The sequence below is a fragment of the Bordetella sp. N genome (genome assembly GCF_001433395.1).
Classification (GTDB): Bacteria; Pseudomonadota; Gammaproteobacteria; order Burkholderiales; family Burkholderiaceae_B; genus Bordetella_C.
Genome location: NZ_CP013111.1, coordinates 6087900 through 6107201, shown reverse-complemented (window position 1 = coordinate 6107201; position 19302 = coordinate 6087900). Strand labels below are relative to the sequence as shown.

The window sequence follows — 19302 nt, the reverse complement described above, 5'->3', positions numbered from 1 at the left end:
CGGCGCGCTTATGAACTATTCATACTTGCTAGGCGGAATTGCAGCTGGATTCTTCTTTCTGTTGCTTGTCTCGATGCGAATCGGTCGAAGCATCGGCAAGCATGGGGTCTCTGAAAAAAAACCTGGCCAGGCGGGGGCCGGCGCGATCGAGGCGGCAGTGTTTGCCCTGCTGGGACTGCTCATCGCCTTTACCTTCTCGGGAGCGGCCCAAAGACTGGTCGAGCGGCGAAACCTGATCGTGCAGGAGGTGAACGCCATCGGCACGGCATGGTTGCGCATAGGGCTTCTGGACGATCCAGACCAGGCGAACATGCGGAACCTGTTCCGCAACTACGTCGACAGCCGGCTCGATTATTACCATCACGTGGCAGACCTGCAGGGGCGGGGTGAGATCGCAGCGCGGTCCGCGGTACTCCAGAACGAGATATGGAAGACCGCAATGATGAAGCGGAAGAATACCGATCCGGAGTTCATGTCTTCGTTCGTCCAGGCGACCAATGACATGTTCGATGCCTCAACCACAGTATCGGTCGCGCAGAATGCCCACCCGCCGCCTGCGATCTATATTTTTCTCGGCGTGCTCGCCTTGCTATGCGCTTGTATCGTCGGGTTGAACCTGAGCAGCGGCGAGGGAAGTGGCTGGTTTCACCAGGCGCTCTACGCGGCTGTCATGACCGCCACGCTATACGTCATCATCGACCTGGAGTTTCCTCGCATTGGCTACATCCGCCTGGATCAGATCGACAACCTGCTGGAGGCGCAGCGGTTTTCGATGGGCACGATTGAGCCCTTGCGGCAATGACCTTCAGCATTCGATTCAAGGCGGTCCTCTCCTGGATCCGTTAGCAGGGAACGCTGTGGACAACAGCACATCCAGCAGCCGGCGGGCGGAAGGCGGCAGCACGCGGTGTCTGCGCGTAAAGAGCGTCGCGGTCGCGCCCTTGAATATCGGGTTGTGCGCCTTCTTGGCCACCAGCGCACCGCTGGCGATCTCATCCGCTGCCGCGACCGTCGACATGAAAGTCACACCAAGCCCCGCCGCGGCATAACGCTTGAGCATCGCGATCGAGTTGCTTGTAAATGCAGGCGGCAGCGCCACCCCCTCCGAGAACATCGCCAGTTCCACCAGCTTCCGTAATCCGAACCCCTCGGTCATCAAAGCGATTCGATGCCGGGCGACCTGCGATAGCCGAATCTCACCCCGCGCCCGCGCCAGAGGATGATCCGGCGCGGCAAGCACACACAACGGTTGCGGACACGTGGCGACGAAGGTGACCGACGGGTGCGCGGGGGGATTAAGCCCGATACCGATATGGGCTTCGTCTTCACCGATCATTCTCAACGCCTCGACAGCGCCGGCAAGATCGACATGCACGTCAACGCCAGGATAGTCGCGACAGAAGTGATCAAGTACCGCCCTTTGCACGGTATCGAGAAAACCTTCGCCCACCACCACACGCACAAAGCCCGTCTGCACGGCGTTGGCGTCGGCGATGGCGGCAAGCAGGTTCTCCTCGCTGGCACGGCGCTCCCGGCAAAAATCATGCAGCATGGCGGCAACATCTGTCGGAGCAATCCCCCGGCCTTTACGGTCGAACAGCTTGACGCCGAGATGGTCCTCAAGCTGCTGGATCTGCCGGCTGATAACCGATGCCTCGACGCCTAAGGTGTCAGCCGCGCCTCGCATCGTGCCGCTGCGATAGACCTCATTGAAATAGCGCAGCCACCGGTCATTCAACGATGCACTCATCGTTCCGCCCCTTGATTTATAGCGGCCGCATCGCGGGCTAGTGCCCAACTTCGCGGCTCCGCTGTTGCTTTCAAAGCAACAAATATACCCGTTCATTGCTATTGCTCGGCGCTCGCCGCACTTCGACAATGCCTCGTATTCCGTCCAATCCCTCTTGACCATGACACATCCGACGCTAGTTGAACTTCAGCAGCATGCGCAGACGCTGCGAGCCATACGACAGGACCTGCACCAGCATCCAGAGCTGGCTTACGAGGAGAAGCGGACCGCGGACATCGTCGCCCGCAAGCTCAAGGAGTGGGGATTCGAAGTGACCACCGGCGTCGGCGGTACGGGAGTCGTTGGCACGCTCAAAGCGGGAAATGGCGAGCGCGCCATGGCGATCCGCGCCGATATGGATGCGCTGCCCATGACGGAGCAGACCGGCCTGCCTTACTCAAGCGTTCACGCCGGCACCATGCATGCCTGCGGCCACGACGGCCATACGGCGACGCTGTTAGGGGCCGCTTTGTACCTTGGGACGACGCGACGGTTCGACGGCACCCTGCATCTCTATTTTCAACCGGCAGAGGAGACCGGACACGATAGCGGCGCTCAACGCATGATTGCCGATGGCCTGTTCACGCGCTTTCCCTGTGATGCCGTTTTCGGCCTGCACAACCATCCCGGGGAGCCCGCGGGACGTTTCCTGTTCCGCACTGGCGCATTCATGTCGGCCAGCGACAAGATCATTATCGAGGTGCATGGCCGAGGTGGCCACGCTGCACGTCCCCATCTGGCCGCCGACCCGGTGGTTGCGGCGTCCAGCATCGTTCTGGCATTGCAGACCGCGGTGTCGCGCAATGTCGACCCACTGCGCACCGGTATCGTCACCGTCGGCGTGATTAAAGGCGGCGTAGCGAACAACGTGATTCCCGAGTCGGTCAGGCTGGAACTCAGCGTCCGATCCTTCGATCCCGCCACTCAGCAGCTACTGCGTGAGCGCATTCAAGCCATCGCCATCTCGCAGGCCGAGAGCTACGGTACGCGTGCTGAAGTCACCATCCTTGAAGGTTACCCCGTCTTGATCAATACCGATGCGGAAACAGCGTTCGCGACGGAAGTCGCGCGGGAGCTCTTTGGCGAGGATTGCCTGGTCGCGGATTACCCACCAGTGACGGCCAGCGAGGATTTCGCCTACATGCTTCAGCAACGGCCTGGCTGCTTCCTGCGTCTCGGTAACGGCACCGGTCCCGCGAGTTATCCCGTCCACCATGGCAAGTATGACTTCAACGATGACAACCTGGTCCTCGGCGCCTCTTTTTGGTCCCGCCTGGTCGAGCGGTATCTAAGCACAGGCCCCATTTCTATCTCTTCGCGCGAAAAATCATGATCCGATTTCCTGCCCTGATACTCAGTCTTGCCGCCTTTGCGACTACAGTCCCTGCCCTTGCCGCGGACTTCCCGGACAAGCCGATCAAGCTCCAGGTCGGCTACGCCCCGGGCGGTTCCGCGGACACACTGGCGCGCCTGGTCGGACAAGCAATAGGACAACAATTCGGCCAGCCCGTGATCATCGAGAATCGTCCGGGCGCCAGCGGGAATATCGCAGCGGCCTATGTGGCGCGGTCGGCTCCAGACGGCTACACGCTGTTCTTGGGATCGAATGCGACCGCCATCAATATGACGCTCTATCACGGCCTGACATTCGATCTGCGGAAGAATTTCGCGCCGATCGGCATGATCGCCAGCTTTCCCAACATGATCGTGATCAACCCTTCTCTGCCGGCGCGCAACCTGCAGGAATTCATCGCATACGCCCAACAGCATCCGGGAAAGCTGAACTTCGGATCCTCGGGCACGGGCTCGTCGACCCACCTTGCCGGTGTGCTTTTTGGCCAGCAGGCGAAAGTGACGATGACGCACGTACCGTACAAGGGCAGCGCCCCCGCGCTGACGGATTTGATGGGCGGCCAGATTGACGTCATGTTCGACAATGCGCCATCGTCGCTTCCCTATGCGCAGAGCGGCAAACTGCGCGCCTTGGCGGTGACCAGCGACACGCCCATGAAGACCGCACCGGCCATTCCGACCGCGGCGAGCCAAGGCCTGCCCGATTTCCGGATCAAGTCGTGGTATGGCCTCTTCGCGCCGGCCGGCACGCCGCCGGAAGTGGTCCAGCGCCTGAATGACGCGATCCGCCGGGCGCTCTCCCAAAGCGACGTTCAAACAAAGCTGGCTGAACTGGGTGTACAAGGGGAGCCCGATACGCCCGCGGACTTCAAAGTCTATGTCGACGGCGAAATCGATCGCTGGGCCGCGGTCGTCAAGGCTTCGGGGGCGACGGTGGAGTGACGAAATTTGCGCGAGGCCTCTCGAACAGCTATATTCCACGCCAGACAAGAGGCCATTGGCTTCTTGCGTAAGCGTTAACGTGAACCAACGCACACCACCGCAACGCCCGCAATGGGCCTATGCGAGTGCTATTGGTTCATGGAATGAAATCGACCGCTGCGCCGATCACGTCTTCGCGACGTGCTGCATTTTTCTTCACTCTTGGCATCGTTCTGATCGCCGCCAACCTTCGGGCACCCATAACGAGCCTCGGCCCCTTGCTCGGCGACGTGCAGTCCGAGCTCGGCTTGAACGACGCCATTGGCGGCCTGCTGAGCGCGCTTCCACTAGTCGTCTTCGGGATCGTATCGCTCGTCGCGCCAGCGCTGGGTAGAAAGCTCGGCGCTGATCGGGGACTGGCCGCCTCCTTGATCGCTATTTGTATTGGCACATTGATTCGCTCCTTACCGCTACCCTCTGCCCTTTGGGTCGGCACGCTGATCCTCAGCGCGGGCATCGCCGTGGCGAATGTATTGCTGCCGGGCCTGGTCAAATACCGCTATCCGAACCACGCCGCATCGCTCATCGGGATCTACGCAGCGGCGATGGCGCTATTTGCCGGGTTAGGCGCTGGCCTCGCGGTGCCGCTCGCGCACGCTTCCGGATCGAGTTGGCGCATATCGCTGGGTGGTTGGTCCATTTTCTCCGGACTGGCGCTGCTCGCATGGCTGCCGCAGATTCGGGCAGCGCGACACAGGATTCATTCGTCCGCGACGGCGAGGCCAGAAGCGCACCGATCGCCTTGGAAACAGGTAATCGGCTGGCAGGTATCGGCGTTCTTCGCGTTCCAGACGGTCGTGTTTTACTCAATCGTAAGTTGGTATGCGACCATCGTTGCATCGAGGGGCGTCTCAGCGGCAACGGCCGGCGTGGATCTATTGCTTTTCCAGGTTATCGCGATTGCCACCAACCTCGCGGCGGCACCGATCATCAAGAGAACGAAAGACCAGCGGCTCATCGGCGCGGCATGCGGACTTCTCTACCTCACAGGCACGTTTGGCATGATGGTGACGGCGCCCTTTCCCCTTCTGTGGCTGATGATCGCAGGGTTGGGCGCAGGCCTTTCATTGACGACGAGCCTGTCGTTTTTCGCGCTACGCTCCGTAACCCATGAACAGGCCGCCGAGCTCTCCGGCATGGCTCAATTCGTCGGATACGGCGCCGGCGCCTTGGGTCCGGTTCTCTTTGGAGTGGTTCACCAGGTGACTTCCGACTGGACGTACTCACTCGCGATCCTGGTCGCGGCAAGTGTGCTCGTTACCGTGTTCGCATATCAGTCTGGTCGAAGCCGGACCATGATTTAGAAGAAAGCAAGACCGTCTCCAGGCACAGTATTGGTGCGGACTTTGCACCAGCATTTGCACCACACTAACGCTCTACTGCGGAAACTAGAAGATCTATCCGGGGCAACGTCCGATAGCCGCTTATCAGGCTTCGTGATTGACAAAGCGTTGCTTCGCGAAAACTCACTTGTTGGGTTTGAGGCGAACTGCGGATACTCCGGTCTCTACCAGGAGCCGCCTCATGTCTCTATCAATGATTTTTCGAATCGTTTGTGCCGTTGCGTTGGCGGTGAGCTGTGCAACCGCGGGGGCGCAATCAACCTATCCGGATCGCCCCATTGCCTTCGTCTCCCCGTTCCCGGCGGGTGGCGCCACCGACTTGGTCGCGCGAGTATTGGCGCAGAAGTTGGCTGCCTCCATGGGGCAACCTATCGTGGTGGAAAACCGGTCCGGTGCCACTGGTTTGATTGGTGAGTCCTTCGTCATGCGGGCCAAACCAGACGGGCTGACGATCCTGATAGCCAGCAACAGCAGTCACCTGATCGCACCCTTGTTGCAGGCCAAGAGGCCATTCGATCCAGTGGCGGACTTCGAACCGATCACCATGCTGGGCAGCTATCCGCTGGCGCTGAAAGTGAATCCGGCTGTGCCCGCCCGGAATGTACAGGAATTGATCGACCTGGCTCGTAAGACACCGGGAAAATTCAACTTCGGCAGCGTTGGCACGGGCAGCGTCACCCACCTGGCAGGAGAGCAGTTTAAACACGCGGCCGGGATCGACATCACCCATGTTCCCTATAAGGGTACGGCGGCCCTCGCCACTGCCTTGATCGCCGGTCAGATAGAAATGCAGTTCGATAGTGTCGGCTCAACGAAACCGCTGGTGGACGCGGGCCGGGCACGGGCCCTGGCAGTCACGGGCGACACGCGCTCCGCGCTATTACCCGATGTACCCACTTTGGCCGAAGCAGGCATCCCCGGCGTGAACGCCATCGTATGGGTCGGTGCTTTTGCGCCCAAGGGCACGCCGCCGTCCATCGTCGCAAAGCTCCAACAGGAAATGGTCAAAGCCCTGCGGGAGGATGCAGATGTTCGGCGCGTATTCGCTGACAACGGCATGGACGTCGTGGGCAACGACAGCCGCACGTTCGCCCAGTCGTTGCAACGGGAACAAAAAGGGTGGGCCGATATGATAGGCACCGCCGGCATCGACCTGCAGTAAACGGTATCCTGGCCCCTGGTCCGGAGAATTAAAGCCGGCTCGATATCCTGAAGGGGAAAGGAATGCTGCGAGGAAGCTGCCTGTGCAAGGGTGTGGCGTTCGAGATCGTGGGTTCGATTCAGGGCCTGCTGTATTGCCACTGCGGCATGTGCCGCAAAGCCCATGGCAGCGCGTTCCGCGCGCGGGGCAGCGTCAAGGCATCCGAGTTCCGCTGGAAGCGGGGCGAAACGCTCGTCCGCTTCTATGAATCCTCGCCAGGTCAACACCGAGGCTTCTGCTCAGTATGCGGTTCCAACATACTGACCCGATTCGACGCGGATGTTGGGACATATGGCTTGGCCTTGGGCAGCCTGGATGACGACCCGGGCTTGCGGCCCGAATGCCACGTCTATGTCGGCTCCAAAGCCCCCTGGCATGAAATTGCCGACACGCTCCCGCAGCATAGGGAAGGCGTCGGAACCGCGCCGCTCAGCGAACAGGCTTGAGCGGCGCCGCCGAAGCGTCAAGGCCAGAGCTTCTTCGTCGCCAGATCCGCGCCCGCGCGCATGGCGCGGAATTTTTCCCACATGACGGTCGGGTGCACTTCCGTCTTGTAAGTGGCCTGCGAGGAAAACCCGCAGTCCGCACCCGCGATCACGTTCTCGCGGCCAACGCGGTCGGCGAAGCGGACCAGGCGCTCCGCGATCAGCTCGGGATGCTCGACGGTATTGCTGGCGTGGCAGATCACGCCAGGGATGAGTTTCTTGCCTGCCGGCAACTTGACCTCTTCCCACAGGTGATACTCGTGCTCGTGGCGGACATTACCCGCCTCAAAGGAATAAGCACCGGCATTGATCTTCAACATCCAGGCGACGAACTCGATGAAAGGAACGTCGTGGATACGCGGACCTTCATTGATGCTGTAGCAGGTGTGATAACGCACGCGCTCCGCGGGCAGGCCTCGCAGCGCATGATTGAGGATCTGCACGTAATCGTCGGCCTTGCGTCGGATGGCGGCGTTGTCCAGATGGCGCTCGGCGAACAGATCCGGCAGGAAAGGATCGTCGATCTGCACGCTGAAGCCGGCCTCCACGATGGCCTTGTATTCCATCCGCAGCGCCTCGCCCACGGCTTCAAGATAATCGGCGTCGCTCTTGTAGTATTCATTGGTGCCCACGCCGTTGGGCGCCACCGAGGGCAGGAAGGCGGAATGATGCGGTACGTCGGCAAGCGCGACGCGCAAGTTCTCGATGTCCTCTTGCACCTTGTCCAGGCCGACATAGGCGATGGGTCCGGTGCAGGCAACCGGAACGAAGGGCAGGATGTTGCCGCCCAGCATGGCCGTGCCGAAATATTCCTTGTAGTACTCGGGGAAAGCCTCCACTTCCGCGTCGAAGGCGGCGTAGCCTGCGCCCGGGCGCGGCTCGAAGCCCTGAATCCGTTCGCGGACATAGGCGAAGAAACCGACCTTGGACTGTTCGCCGTCGGTGACGATATCCATGCCGGCGTCGACCTGCTCACGCACGCACTGCTTGACCGCGCGCTTGACGCAAGCATCCAGCGCGGCTTCATCACCCTGCCCCTGCGCCTTGGCCTTCATCAGGTCCAGCAGTTCAACAGGGCGCGGCAGACTGCCGACGTGGGTGGTGAGGATGCGATTGCTATCAGAATGTCCAGACATCGTGCTGCCGACCTTTTGTTAAAACACAAAACGGAAGAGGCTACGCCTGCACCGGAAGATTTTGTTTGAGGATTTCATGCCTTGAGTATGAGCATGGCTCATATCGATGTACGCTACCCGACCTGATCTTTCCCATCTGCGGCAATAATTGACGCCTCCCTCTATTCCACCCACTAACCAAGAGTCATCGATGTCCATACAGAAGTTTGCTGCCTCCCAAATATCTGGATTACTAGGCGAAAGAACCGCACACCCGGGCTCCCTGGGTGAAGTAAAAGCCGAGACAAGCTCATACGACGTCACCATAGCCAACCGGCCTGGCTGCGAGACCGGCTTTTGGGAATGCACCCCGGGTAGTTTCCCCAGGCACATCAAGGCCGGAGAAATCATGCACATCCTGGCTGGCGCAGGCAGTTTTCAACCGGAAGACGGCGAAAAAGTGGAATTTGGCCCCGGCGACTCCCTGTTCTTCCCCGCCGAGACCCGTGGGATCTGGGAAATCCGCGAGACGCTGCGCAAGCTGTATGTGATCGTCTGAGGGGGCTATGCCGCCCATGGGCACCCGATGCGATAAGAGCAATGACTCGATCGCAGGGTGCCCGTTCAGACGGTCAATCACGCTCCGGTAATCAGGGATTCGCCACGACGACCTTGCCGATCATGCTGCCCGCTTCGACAAGGGCGTGCGCCTTGATCAGGCTTTCAGCGTTGATGTTGTCGATACGCTTCGTCAGGGTGTGCTTGATCACGCCCTGATCGACCAATTCCGAGACGCGGCGCAGAAGCGCATGTTGGCGCGTGATGGTCGGCGTCGTAAAAATCGGCCGCGTGTACATCAATTCCCAGTGAATCGAGATGGACTTGCCCTTGAAGGGACCGATATCGAGGTTAACGGGATCGTCGATCAGGGCGAACTTGCCTTCCGGACGCAGCACGGCCGCGATCTGCTTGACGTAGCTTGCGCTGTCATTGAGCCCTGCCACATGCGACACCTGCTGGATCCCGAGCGCGGCAAGCTGGTCCGCCCACGGTTCACGATGATTGATGACGTGATGCGCGCCATGCGCGAGCACCCATTCGCGCGTCTCCGGGCGCGAAGCCGTGCCCACGACCGTCAAGCCAGTCATGTGGCGGGCAAGCTGCGTCAGGATCGAGCCCACACCACCCGCCGCGCCTGTGACCAACAGCACGTTGTGGTCGGTCGGGTCGGCTGCCAGAACCTGCAGACGGTCGAACAACAGCTCCCATGCGGTGATGGTGGTCAGCGGTAAGGAGGCGGCTTCAGCGAAGTCGAGCGACGTGGGCATCGGGCCGACGATGCGCTCGTCCACGGCGTGAAGCTCGCTATTCGTGCCCGGCCGCGTGATATCGCCCGCGTACCAGACCCGATCGCCGGGTTTAAAGCGCGTGGCCAGGCGGCCGGTCGCCCGAACGATACCGGCGGCGTCCCAACCCGCGATACGAGGCTGGCCTTCGGGAATATCGCCCTTTAGGCGAATCTTGGTGTCGACCGGGTTGACCGAGACGGCCTTCACTTCGACGAGCAAGTCATGGTCACGGAGTTCCGGCGTTGGCAGCTCGACGTCGCGGAGCGCTTCCGGGTGAGAAATGGGGTGGTTCTGGAAAAAGCCGATAGCTTTCATGGGATGGGATCCTTCAAATACGGAGCGGAAAGGTGATTCACCTTGCACGTCCATGCTAAGGCGAGACCAGTACGTCGTATGCTATCTTTCATCAATATTCAGAAAAACCCGCGTTTCCCACAAACACTTTCTGTTTTTTTCAGAAAATGATCCGGTTCGACGATCTTCAAATCTTTGTTTACACCGCTGAACTGGGAAGTTTCTCGGAAGCCGCGCGCCGCCTTAATATTTCGCCAGGCCACGCCAGCGCGTCCGTTCAGCGGCTAGAGCTGGCTTTGGAGGCGCGTTTGTTCACGCGCTCGACACGCAGCATGCAGTTGTCGGATGCAGGAGAGCGGTATCTGCCGCATGCCCGGGCGATGTTGAGTGCGCAGCTGCAAGGGCAGGAGGCACTGTCGAGCGGGCGAGAAGCCTTGTCAGGTCCCTTGCGCGTGTCGGCGCCCTCTGATTTTGGGCGCAATCTTCTGGCGCCCTGGCTCGATGAATTTCAGCACCAGCATCCGGAGCTCTCGCTACAGATCAGGATCAGCGACCGCGCCGTCGATCTCACGCGAGAACCATTGGATGTCGCGATCCGATATGGTGCGTTGCCGGACTCGTCGTTATTGGCGCTGCCCCTGGCGGACAAAAACCGGCGCGCGCTTTGCGCGGCGCCGTCCTATCTGAAGCGTCATGGCACGCCAACCAAAGTCGACGACTTGCGCCACCACAATTGCCTGCGCTTCGTCTGGAGCGAGCAAATTCACGAGCGCTGGCGCTTCACATTACCCGGTGGCGATCGCACGGTGGCTGTCACCGGCAACCGCATCAGCGATGATGCGGATGTCGTTCGGCGCTGGGCCCTTGCCGGCGAGGGCCTGGTCTATAAATCGCGACTGGACCTCATAGCCGACCTGTCAGCCGGCCGCCTGGTAGAAGTTTTCCCGCAAGATCATTGCGAACCGTCTCCCTTGAACCTTGTCTGCGTGCATCGCACGCAACTGACGCCGGTGATCAGCCAGCTGCATGCGTTTCTTCGAGAACGTTGCTCGGCACTAACGGCCTCGACATGATCGACAAGGCGCGCGCAAGGTCAGCGCCTGTACGCGGGCGCAGGCAACGCAATGGGCGCGGGGTTTAACGCCACCCACTCCACCGCCAGTTCGCATAAGCGCCGGGGATCGCCACCCTTGCGTTTGACCTCGTCAACCAGCGTGGCGGCTTCACGCAGCGCCGGGGCCGGCAAAGGCTGACCGGCGCCAAAATGCGTCAGCAAGGCATCAGCCATCTGTTTGAACTCGGCATCCCAATTGATGCCGCCATTGCCATCGAGTTCTCTTGCGATGCGTCCGGCTATGCGTATCGCCTCCCCCTGCATGGTGCTCGCCGCGCCAGAGGATGGCACCAGCAACTCCCACAGTTCTTGATGACGCTCCTCCCAAGTGGCGGCCTTGGCGACGATGGGCGACTTGCCGTCATAGGCGACCCGCCTGGGGACCGGAGGCACGTCGAACAATAGATAGAGTTTGTCGAGCGCGGCGCTGGTCGCTTCAACGCTGTCCGGGTTGAAGTTGTCCCGGTGGAATTCGAAATCCGTGCCTATGCGCTGCACGCAATCGCGCATCTCCTGGGTGATGACCGTCCCGCCCTGCGTTTGAGCTGGCGCATTCAACAGCAGATCGGCCACGCCCGTGATTTCCTCGATCTTGGCATTGCTGCACTGTCGCAGCGCGTGGACCAGCGGCGTCGCCCCTTGATTATTGGTCGCGTCGACACGCGCGCCGTGCTCCAACAAGACCTGCGCAGTACGGACATTGCCGATCGCGGCAGCCTTGTGCAAGGGCGTATTGCCCTTGGGATCGACCGCGTTCGGGTCCGCGCCCAAGGTCAACAGGATGGCTATCCTGCCCTGCCAATGGCCGGAGCGAGCGTGCAAGGGCGTGGCCCCATACTGGTCCGCCGCGGCGATATCCGCGCCGTTTTCAACCAGCCATGCGGCCACCTCATCGGGCAGCTCGTTGAATGCCAAAGCGGTCTGCTTCCAGATACCGCCGCGCGCGTTCACCTCGCTGCTTTCGAACACGGCCCTGATCGCCGCAGCGTCGCCGGCCTCCAACAGTTCCTCGAAATCCTTGGGTAGGGTCTTCTTCCTGGCTTTAGGCATCCTGCATACGCTCCATTCCGGTCTAAGGCGAAACCGCGGAAAGGCCTCATCGTATACGCAGCGGGTGGTGCCATAGGATTCGATCTGCTACGACGCCTTTCACGGCCCTACCGCGTAAGGTGCCAGTTCCTGCAAAACAGCTGGATCCGCGAGCGGCAGCGTGATGGACGACGGATGCTGCTTCGATAGATGCAGCGTGTTCACCGCAATCCGTGTGACGCGTGCATCCGCCGCCGACTCGCCGGTATTGGGGTTCACGTCATATTTCGGAAAATTGCTGCTGGCAATATCGACGCGGATGCGGTGCCCCTGCTTGAACAGATTGCATGTCGCAAACGGTTCGATGGTGATGGCATAAACCTTGCCCGATTCAAGCGCCGTCGCCTTTTCCCACGACTCGTGGAAGCGGCAGCGGAATATGCCGTCGGTAATGTTCAAGGCGTAGCCTTCGGGATAATCCGCGTTGGGTGGATAGACATCGACCAGCTTCGCCGTGAAGTCCGTGTCGGTCGCGTCCGACGAGATGAACAGGTGCACCGTCACGGGCCCGATGACGGCAACGTCCTTTTCCAGAACTTCTGTCTGGAACACCACCACATCGTCGCGCGCCGCCAGCGGCATGCCGGGGTGATCGCACCCAAAGAATCGATCGTCCTCGCGCTGGTCGAAGCCCCCGCCGGAAAACACCGGCTCGCCGGACGTCAGCGAACCGCCGATCGTCGGCACCGGACGGCGGGGATCCGATGCGTACGAGATACGCGCGTCGCCAGCGGCAGGCTCCTGCGTGGACAGGCCGCCGTCAGCGTGTAGATAGAATGCCGTGTCCGCCGCTTCGGGCAGAGGCCATCCCGCGGCAGTGATCCAGCGCCCGCCATGGTCGAAGCGTCCTTGCGCATTGCGCCGGCCGCTGCCGCCGCCCATCAGGAACAGGCGCGCCACAGGGTCATCCACACGCGCCGGAGCCCCCTTCAGCCAACGGTCGAACCAAGCCAGCCTGAACGCTAGCCAGTGTTCGGCGAGATGCCCATCCAGCTTCGCTGCCTCGCCAAAATCGGCGTCGCCCGAATACGGGGTATTGCGATCGCCGTGCAGCCAAGGTCCCATGATCAGGCGCACCGGGGCGCTGCGGCCCTGCGTCAACCCATGGTAGTTTTCCATGGTCGTGCGCACATACGCGTCGTACCAGCTGGACATCAAGGCTATTGGAATATCGGGAATCTCGCCGTAATAGCCCTGTGCGTAGATGCCCGTACGGCGCCAGGATTCGTCGAAGGTATCGGCGCGCCATTGCTCGAACAGATAGTCCTCGTATTCCGGCACGAACTTCAGGGGCGAATGTCCCGGCCGCCAGGGCATGCGCGTGAACCATTGCTTGATGTCCTGCGCGTCCAGCGCTGCGGCCACCAGCGGATCGGCCTGTGCGGCGGGGCTAAGTCGCGCCTGTTTGAAAGCCCAGGTGGCCTGTTTCAGTTCGAACGCGCCCGACTGCCGGATGCCGCATTGGTAGCCATTGGAGAAGCCGCCGGAGTCCAGCACCATGCACGCCAGGCCGGGTGGATTCAAACAGGCGGCCGCCATCTGAGTATGCGCCGCGTAAGACAAACCCATCGTGCCGATCTTTCCGCACCAGGGTTGTTGCGCGATCCAGGTCAAAGCGTCGTAGCCATCCTCGCCATCGGAAAGGTACTTCACGAAGACGCCTTCCGAGCCGTAGCGGCCCCGGCAATCCTGGAAGACCACCGCGTAGCCCCGCGCCACGAAATATTGCGCCACCTCGCCGCGGGGAACGCCCTGGCGGTCGCCGATGCGTTCGGACCGAGACACCTCGGCCTTGCCGTATGGCGTGCGTTCGACGATCGTGGGCAAGGGCGCGTCCTGGCCCGGTCGGTAACCGGCGGGTAGATAAATGTCCGTGGCCAGGCGCACGCCGTCACGCATCGTGACCATGACGTCGCTCAGTAATTCAAAGCCGGGGGTGGCGGTGCTCATTTCTTTTCCTCTATATATTGAGCCGACGTGCGTTCCAGCTTGTTGGCCTTGAAGGTGATCCCTTTGCGGGCCGCCCACTCGACCACGGGGAAGTACAGCGGCACCACCGCCACGTCGTTGAAGGCGGTTTCGGCTGCCTGCCGCAATAACGCGTCGCGCTGCGCCGTGTCGAATTGCGAAGAGGCCTGCGCCAGCAGGCTGTCGAAGCGCGGATTGGAGTAGCGCGACCGGTTGAAGGCGCCGGTGCCCTTTTCCGCGTCGAACGTTGCCAGCACGTTGGTCAGGCCGTTGGCCGAGTCGCTGGTGCTGTTGCCGTATGAAAAGATGAAGGCGCTATAGGTTTGCTTGGCGGCCGCGCCGGCGTAAATGTTGTACGGCTGCGTGACGACGCCGTTGACCTTGATGCCGCCGCGGGCCAGCATCTGGCCCATGGCCTGGCCGATCTCGCTGTCCCCGAAGAAGCGGTCGTTGGACGTGTGGATCGTGATGCCGAAGCCATTGGGGTAGCCCGCGGCCGCCAGCAACGACTTTGCCGCGGCGGGATCGTATTTGGGTGCGGGCAGGGCCGGGGAATAGCCGCCCAAGCCCTCGGGCACCATCTGGCCGGCCGGCACGCCGGCGCCGCTCAGCATGCGCGCCGTTAAAGGTTCACGCATGATCAGCGCCGAGATCGCCTGCCGCACCCGCACGTCTTTCAACGGGTTGACCGACATGGGCTTGCCGGCTGCGTCCGTGATGAAGGGGCTGCGGTCGCGGGCCGAGTCCAGCGCCAGGTAGATCAGGCGCGCCGACGGCGACGAAAACACGCTGATGGCGGGATTGGTCTTCAACTTGGCAGCGTCTGTGGGCGGCACGCTGTCGATCAGGTCCACCGTACCGGACAGCAACGCCGACACGCGGGTCGCGCCGTTGCTGATATAGCGGATGGTCAGGGTTTCGAAGTCCGGCTTGCGGCCCCAGTACGCGTCGTTGCGCACCAGCTCCAGCCGGTCCCCGGGCTGCCATTGCTTGAATTTGTAGGGGCCGGTGCCGATGGCTGCCGTGCCACGGTTGAAATCCTCATTCTTCTTCCCGTCCGCCGCGTGCCTGGCCAGTATGTACACCAGGCCGGCCTGCTCCATGAAGTCGGGGACCGGGCCCTTGGTATGGATGCGCAAAGTCTCGCTATCGGCGATTTCTATCTTTTCGATGCCGCGCACCGCGCCCGTGAAAGGCGCCGGGCTGTTGGCCACGGTGCCCGCGCGCTGTAGCGAGAACACCACGTCGTCCGGCGTAAGGGGCGTGCCGTCGTGGAATTTCACGCCTTGGCGTAGCTTGATTTCCCAGGTATCGGGCGTGACGGCCTTCCACGACACGGCCAGGCCGGGCTGCACCTGCATGTTTTCGTCGGTGGAGACGAGGCGGTCGAAGATGTTTTCCGCCGCGGCCTGGTTGTTGCCCGTGCGTGAGAACAGCGGGTCCATGGAAGAGGGTTCGGCGGCGACGGCAATGGTCAACGGCCGGGCCGTTGCCGTTGCGGTGGCTGCGCACAACGCGGCGGCTAACGCCATTGTCAGACCGGCGCGGCGGGTGGCTTCGATCATGATGCGGTTTTCCTTGTGGCCGGTCATGCCGATTCGGGGGGGCTTGCTTATGCGGCACGTCAGGGCCTGCACAGGATGCCGGTGGTGCGTGCCGCGGACAACGTTATGCTTAGGCAGCATGCCGCTATGCGTTTTTCGTAAAGTTAAGTGTTAACCCTAGCGAACCAGCGGGCCTGAGCCGCGCGGCCCGTTCTTCTTCTTATATCGCCATGAATTACAAACAGCTGGAAGCGTTCCGGGCCTTCATGACTACGGGGTCGACTATCGAGGCGGCCGATCGCCTGGGCTTGTCGCAGTCGGCGGTCAGCCGGCTGCTAAGCCAGTTCGAGGCAGACCTGGGCGTAGCATTGTTCGAGCGACGCAAGGGGCGGCTGCATCCTACCGAGCAGGCCGAAGCGCTGCTGCCGGATGCCGAGCATATGCTTGCGGGCGCCAACGGATTTCACCGCCATGTGAATCAGCTGAGGCTGGGCGGGCCGCGCCGGACCTTGATCCGCGTGCAGATGCCCACCACCATCGCGCATCTGATCATGCCCGGCGTGGCGAGCGCTTTCATGGCGGACCATCCGGAGGCGGTACTTGAAGTGTTTTCGGGTGCTTACGAACACGGGGAGCTGTCGGTGCTAGGGCGGGAGGTCGATATGTCGCTGCTGCGCATTCCCACTCAGAACCATGGCCTGGACGTGGCACCGTTCATGTCGACCGAGGCTGTCTGTATTTTGCCGGCGGGTCATCCGCTGTTGCGATTGAACGAGATCGCGGCGAGTGATCTGGACGATGTCGATCTGGTGCTGCTGGGACGGCAGCGGCCGTTGCGCCATGACATCGACATGGCATTCCGCCATGCGCGCGTGCGGCCTCGGATACGTGCCGAGGTGCACTCGGTGGACATGGCCTGCCGGTTCGTGGCGCAGGGCTTGGGCGTGTCCATCGTCAATGGCCTGCTGGCCAGCCTGAACCGGGACTTGCCCATTGAACGGCGCCCTTTCCGTCCGGCCATCGAATACCGCTTCGGCATCGCGACCTTGCAGGGACAGCAGGTTCATCCCTTGGTACCGGCGCTATCCGCCCGCATCATCGATGCCTTGAAAGCCGCGGCGGGCGCGGATACCTATCGGCTGATTACGCCAGGCGCCGAAGCGGCCTGACAGCAGGCGCGGGCGAAACAGATCCGCGTTATCCGGGCGCTGTGTTACTTCTAACGCTTTGACGCAAGCCCCGAGCCGACAATGGTTTCAACCGAACGAGAAGATCTTCACAGCCAAAGGAATCGCTGGCTCACGCAGCAGCTTGGGACCTGGCAGACGGAGTGGCACGGCATCTTTGATGAAGACAGCGCCTTGCGGGACGACGAGGAATATGCCCGTCCCGATAAGCTTCCGGAAGATGTCGATACGGATCATCGGCTGATCTTCGGGCTGGTTCAGGCCACACCCCAGACCTGGCGGAACTGCTTTGCATTGTTCCCGCGAGGCAAGGAAATGCTGGCTCGCTTCTCCAGTTTCATGAACGAAGATATTCGCTTGTCCGAGGCGCAGGCCCGCGCACTGCTCCAGGAACTTGGAGCCCATATAGACAACGCCGGCCTCAACCTGCATGAGCCAGTCGATTGGACCGACGTCACGCTGGTTGATCGACACGCGCCGGACGGCAGTCAAGCGCTGTCCCGCGCCGGCCGCATTGCCGAGTTATTCGAAGACGACCTCTTCACGGAAAATACGCTGGAGGAACTGCCCGCCCTGGCGGCTCGTTTATTCCTCACCGAACCGCTATACGCGGCAGCCGGCAATTTCTACGAGCTACGTGATTGGGTTACCGGCCCCCTGCTCAACCCCAGGCTGGACGCGATTTGCCGGACGACATATCAACTGTGGCGCGGAGGCTGGCAGCCTTTTCTGGCCGATCGCGGCGTCATTCTGGCGTACGGGCATCGCCCTTAGCCGATTGGCCATGCACCGCTCTGCGAAAAAACATTGCTGCGAACCATGAAGCTTTTTACCAACCTGCGGAAATTGATCTCGGAACTGGCCACCCTGCCGGACACCGATCGCGTCGCCCTGCCTGAAAACCTGGCGTTACCCGATGGCGACGGCGGTTATGCCGTATTGCTGGGGCCGGCCGCGCGCTTTCTTGTGCAGGCTGACGGCGCCCCTCCGCGCATGGGGTATCGCCCCTGGCTGACGGTAAGTGCGTTGCGGCGGGTTTTCGCCGGTGCCGGGTCCGACGACGACGCCCTGCTTTCCGCCCTGTCCTTCCAACTGGATCGCGCCGTCCCCAGCGCCAGCGCGGATGATCACCCCCCGCCGCTCGAATGGCCGACGCACGCGACGGACGATGAGCGCCTGGCGTGGTGGCAGGCCTGCGCGCGGGCCTATGCCGACTTGTGGGAAGGCCATGCCAGCCAGGCCGGACTGGCGCCTTCCAGTCGCGCCGAGCTGGACGCGCTGGAACAGCGCCTGGGCTGCCCCCTGCCCCCATTGCTGCGCGCTTATCACACGCGGATCGGTGCACTGAACCTATGCGAAAACTTATGCAGCGTGACACAGGCTGACCTCGCCAGTATCGAACCGCTGCGAGCGGCCTATCCCGGTATCGCCGACATCCTGGAAGACGCGCACGACGCCGAGGCGCAATGGCAGCTAGTCGACCAACTGGTGGCCTTCGGCGATTATCTAGGCAACGGCAACGTGTGGTGCTTCCACCGGGAAACCGGAGAAGTCTGGTATTTCGACCACGATTCGGCGCCCATGCTCACGCGCATGTTTTCGGACGTTGGCGGCTATCTCGACGCGTTGATGTACAAATGCCTGCTGGAAGTCCACGAGCAGGAAGACGACGAAGATACGCTGCGCCGCCATCTGGGCGACGCGATTGTCGATAAGTGGATGTATTGACCGGTCTTGACGACGCAATGTACTACTGGAACAAAGACAATTTCGAAGGCTTGCTCCAAATCGCGCAACAGCTGGAGGCTGACGAGCATCTCAAGCCGCTTGCCGCCTATTGCCGCTTTCGCGAGCTGGGATTACGGCGCGATGCATTCCTTGCGCTGGAACGGTACCTTGAGGAAACGCGTTCGTTCGATAGCTCGACAGCGAGGCTGGCAACGACACAGATACTTGAAATCAACGCTCGCACTCAAGGCGTGCATCATTTTCTGGCCCAACCGCTCATCAAACGTTTCCTGCTGCCGACGTTGGAAGCGTGGATGCGGGAAGATACCAACGCGTGTGCACCTGTGCGATGGCTAGGCATGCTCAATCGCGACCGTGAACTGCTTGCGCGGGCATTGTCGATGTGCCCGGACGACGTTCCAGTACGAACGCTATTGATCGACTTCGCGATCGGGGATGTCGATCATGCAACGCATCATCTCGATGAGTCGGTTTTCATCGGCTCGCTCGAGTACGCAGCGGCGGCGCTGGAACTTGCCAGAACCCTCATAGCGGACGCCCCGGCCGCAGAGGCAGTTGCGCGCCGTTCTTCCGAACTGCGGTACTTCGATTGCCTCATCGAAGATTGGCGGGCGTATTCCGAGCATGCTTTGGGCTCGTTTCCCGAATGGTGTGCCGCGCGGGGCCGGAACTACAACTACCCTGCCAAGGTGTACTACGAGGGCCGCGACCGGCCGCGAACGGTCGTTTGACACGCGAACG

At 61.5% G+C, this 19302-nt stretch carries 18 protein-coding genes; 12 read left to right on the top strand and 6 right to left on the bottom strand.

What is annotated here, in order from left to right; genetic code table 11:
* Nucleotides 1-10: 10 nt before the first annotated feature.
* Nucleotides 11-802, top strand: coding sequence for a hypothetical protein (locus tag ASB57_RS26370; RefSeq protein ID WP_057654856.1), 792 nt, complete (start codon nt 11-13; stop codon nt 800-802).
* Nucleotides 803-817: 15 nt separating this feature from the next.
* Here ASB57_RS26370 and ASB57_RS26365 read toward each other — a convergent pair whose 3' ends face one another.
* Nucleotides 818-1750 carry a LysR family transcriptional regulator gene (locus tag ASB57_RS26365; RefSeq protein WP_197424832.1) on the bottom strand — a complete coding sequence of 311 codons (933 nt, stop codon included), beginning with the start codon at nt 1748-1750 and terminating at the stop codon, nt 818-820.
* A 160-nt stretch (nt 1751-1910) separates the two neighbouring features.
* Between ASB57_RS26365 and ASB57_RS26360 the strand changes: the two genes are divergently transcribed.
* The 5 genes from ASB57_RS26360 to ASB57_RS26340 all read left to right on the top strand — a co-directional run bounded on the left by ASB57_RS26360 (nt 1911) and on the right by ASB57_RS26340 (nt 7113).
* On the top strand, nt 1911-3122 hold the full coding sequence (locus ASB57_RS26360; protein WP_057654854.1) for a M20 aminoacylase family protein: 1212 nt from the start codon (nt 1911-1913) through the stop codon (nt 3120-3122).
* Entirely contained in the window at nt 3119-4084 is a 966-nt protein-coding gene (locus ASB57_RS26355; protein WP_057654853.1) for a tripartite tricarboxylate transporter substrate binding protein, read from the top strand. The genes ASB57_RS26360 and ASB57_RS26355 overlap by 4 nt, the downstream gene beginning before the upstream one ends.
* Before the next feature lie 143 nt (nt 4085-4227).
* Nucleotides 4228-5427, top strand: a complete 1200-nt coding sequence (locus ASB57_RS26350) for an MFS transporter (protein WP_057654852.1) — start codon at nt 4228-4230, stop codon at nt 5425-5427.
* Nucleotides 5428-5647: 220 nt separating this feature from the next.
* Complete coding sequence (locus tag ASB57_RS26345) at nt 5648-6628, top strand: tripartite tricarboxylate transporter substrate binding protein (RefSeq protein WP_082621849.1); 981 nt, start codon at nt 5648-5650, stop codon at nt 6626-6628.
* Nucleotides 6629-6690: 62 nt separating this feature from the next.
* Nucleotides 6691-7113, top strand: coding sequence for a GFA family protein (locus tag ASB57_RS26340; protein WP_057654850.1), 423 nt, complete (start codon nt 6691-6693; stop codon nt 7111-7113).
* 17 nt (nt 7114-7130) lie between these two features.
* On the opposite strand, the gene ASB57_RS26335 is transcribed toward ASB57_RS26340, so the two are convergent.
* A complete protein-coding gene (locus ASB57_RS26335; protein ID WP_057654849.1) occupies nt 7131-8288 on the bottom strand; it encodes a cobalamin-independent methionine synthase II family protein in 1158 nt (385 codons plus the stop codon).
* Nucleotides 8289-8478: 190 nt separating this feature from the next.
* Here ASB57_RS26335 and ASB57_RS31775 point away from each other — a divergent pair, with 190 nt between their 5' ends.
* A complete protein-coding gene (locus ASB57_RS31775; protein ID WP_082621848.1) occupies nt 8479-8826 on the top strand; it encodes a cupin domain-containing protein in 348 nt (115 codons plus the stop codon).
* 91 nt (nt 8827-8917) lie between these two features.
* Here ASB57_RS31775 and ASB57_RS26330 read toward each other — a convergent pair whose 3' ends face one another.
* Complete coding sequence (locus ASB57_RS26330; RefSeq protein ID WP_057654848.1) at nt 8918-9931, bottom strand: zinc-binding alcohol dehydrogenase family protein; 1014 nt, start codon at nt 9929-9931, stop codon at nt 8918-8920.
* Between the two features lie 146 nt (nt 9932-10077).
* Here ASB57_RS26330 and ASB57_RS26325 point away from each other — a divergent pair, with 146 nt between their 5' ends.
* Nucleotides 10078-10983 carry a LysR family transcriptional regulator gene (locus ASB57_RS26325; RefSeq protein WP_057654847.1) on the top strand — a complete coding sequence of 302 codons (906 nt, stop codon included), beginning with the start codon at nt 10078-10080 and terminating at the stop codon, nt 10981-10983.
* 20 nt (nt 10984-11003) lie between these two features.
* Here ASB57_RS26325 and ASB57_RS26320 read toward each other — a convergent pair whose 3' ends face one another.
* The 3 genes from ASB57_RS26320 to ASB57_RS26310 all read right to left on the bottom strand — a co-directional run bounded on the left by ASB57_RS26320 (nt 11004) and on the right by ASB57_RS26310 (nt 15673).
* The gene (locus tag ASB57_RS26320; protein WP_057654846.1) at nt 11004-12074 is read right to left on the bottom strand and encodes an ankyrin repeat domain-containing protein; all 1071 of its coding nucleotides are present in this window, start codon (nt 12072-12074) and stop codon (nt 11004-11006) included.
* A gap of 99 nt (nt 12075-12173) precedes the next feature.
* Complete coding sequence (locus ASB57_RS26315; RefSeq protein ID WP_057654845.1) at nt 12174-14063, bottom strand: CocE/NonD family hydrolase; 1890 nt, start codon at nt 14061-14063, stop codon at nt 12174-12176.
* Entirely contained in the window at nt 14060-15673 is a 1614-nt protein-coding gene (locus ASB57_RS26310) for an ABC transporter substrate-binding protein (protein WP_231755258.1), read from the bottom strand. Before ASB57_RS26310 ends, ASB57_RS26315 begins: the two co-directional genes overlap by 4 nt.
* 182 nt (nt 15674-15855) lie before the next feature.
* Here ASB57_RS26310 and ASB57_RS26305 point away from each other — a divergent pair, with 182 nt between their 5' ends.
* The 4 genes from ASB57_RS26305 to ASB57_RS26290 all read left to right on the top strand — a co-directional run bounded on the left by ASB57_RS26305 (nt 15856) and on the right by ASB57_RS26290 (nt 19292).
* The gene (locus tag ASB57_RS26305; RefSeq protein WP_057654844.1) at nt 15856-16794 is read left to right on the top strand and encodes a LysR family transcriptional regulator; all 939 of its coding nucleotides are present in this window, start codon (nt 15856-15858) and stop codon (nt 16792-16794) included.
* Nucleotides 16795-16875: 81 nt separating this feature from the next.
* Complete coding sequence (locus tag ASB57_RS26300; protein ID WP_057654843.1) at nt 16876-17586, top strand: hypothetical protein; 711 nt, start codon at nt 16876-16878, stop codon at nt 17584-17586.
* A gap of 45 nt (nt 17587-17631) precedes the next feature.
* Nucleotides 17632-18540: an SMI1/KNR4 family protein gene (locus ASB57_RS26295; protein WP_231755257.1), complete on the top strand. Its 909-nt coding sequence runs from the start codon at nt 17632-17634 to the stop codon at nt 18538-18540.
* The gene (locus tag ASB57_RS26290; RefSeq protein ID WP_231755256.1) at nt 18528-19292 is read left to right on the top strand and encodes a hypothetical protein; all 765 of its coding nucleotides are present in this window, start codon (nt 18528-18530) and stop codon (nt 19290-19292) included. The genes ASB57_RS26295 and ASB57_RS26290 overlap by 13 nt, the downstream gene beginning before the upstream one ends.
* Nucleotides 19293-19302: the final 10 nt, after the last annotated feature.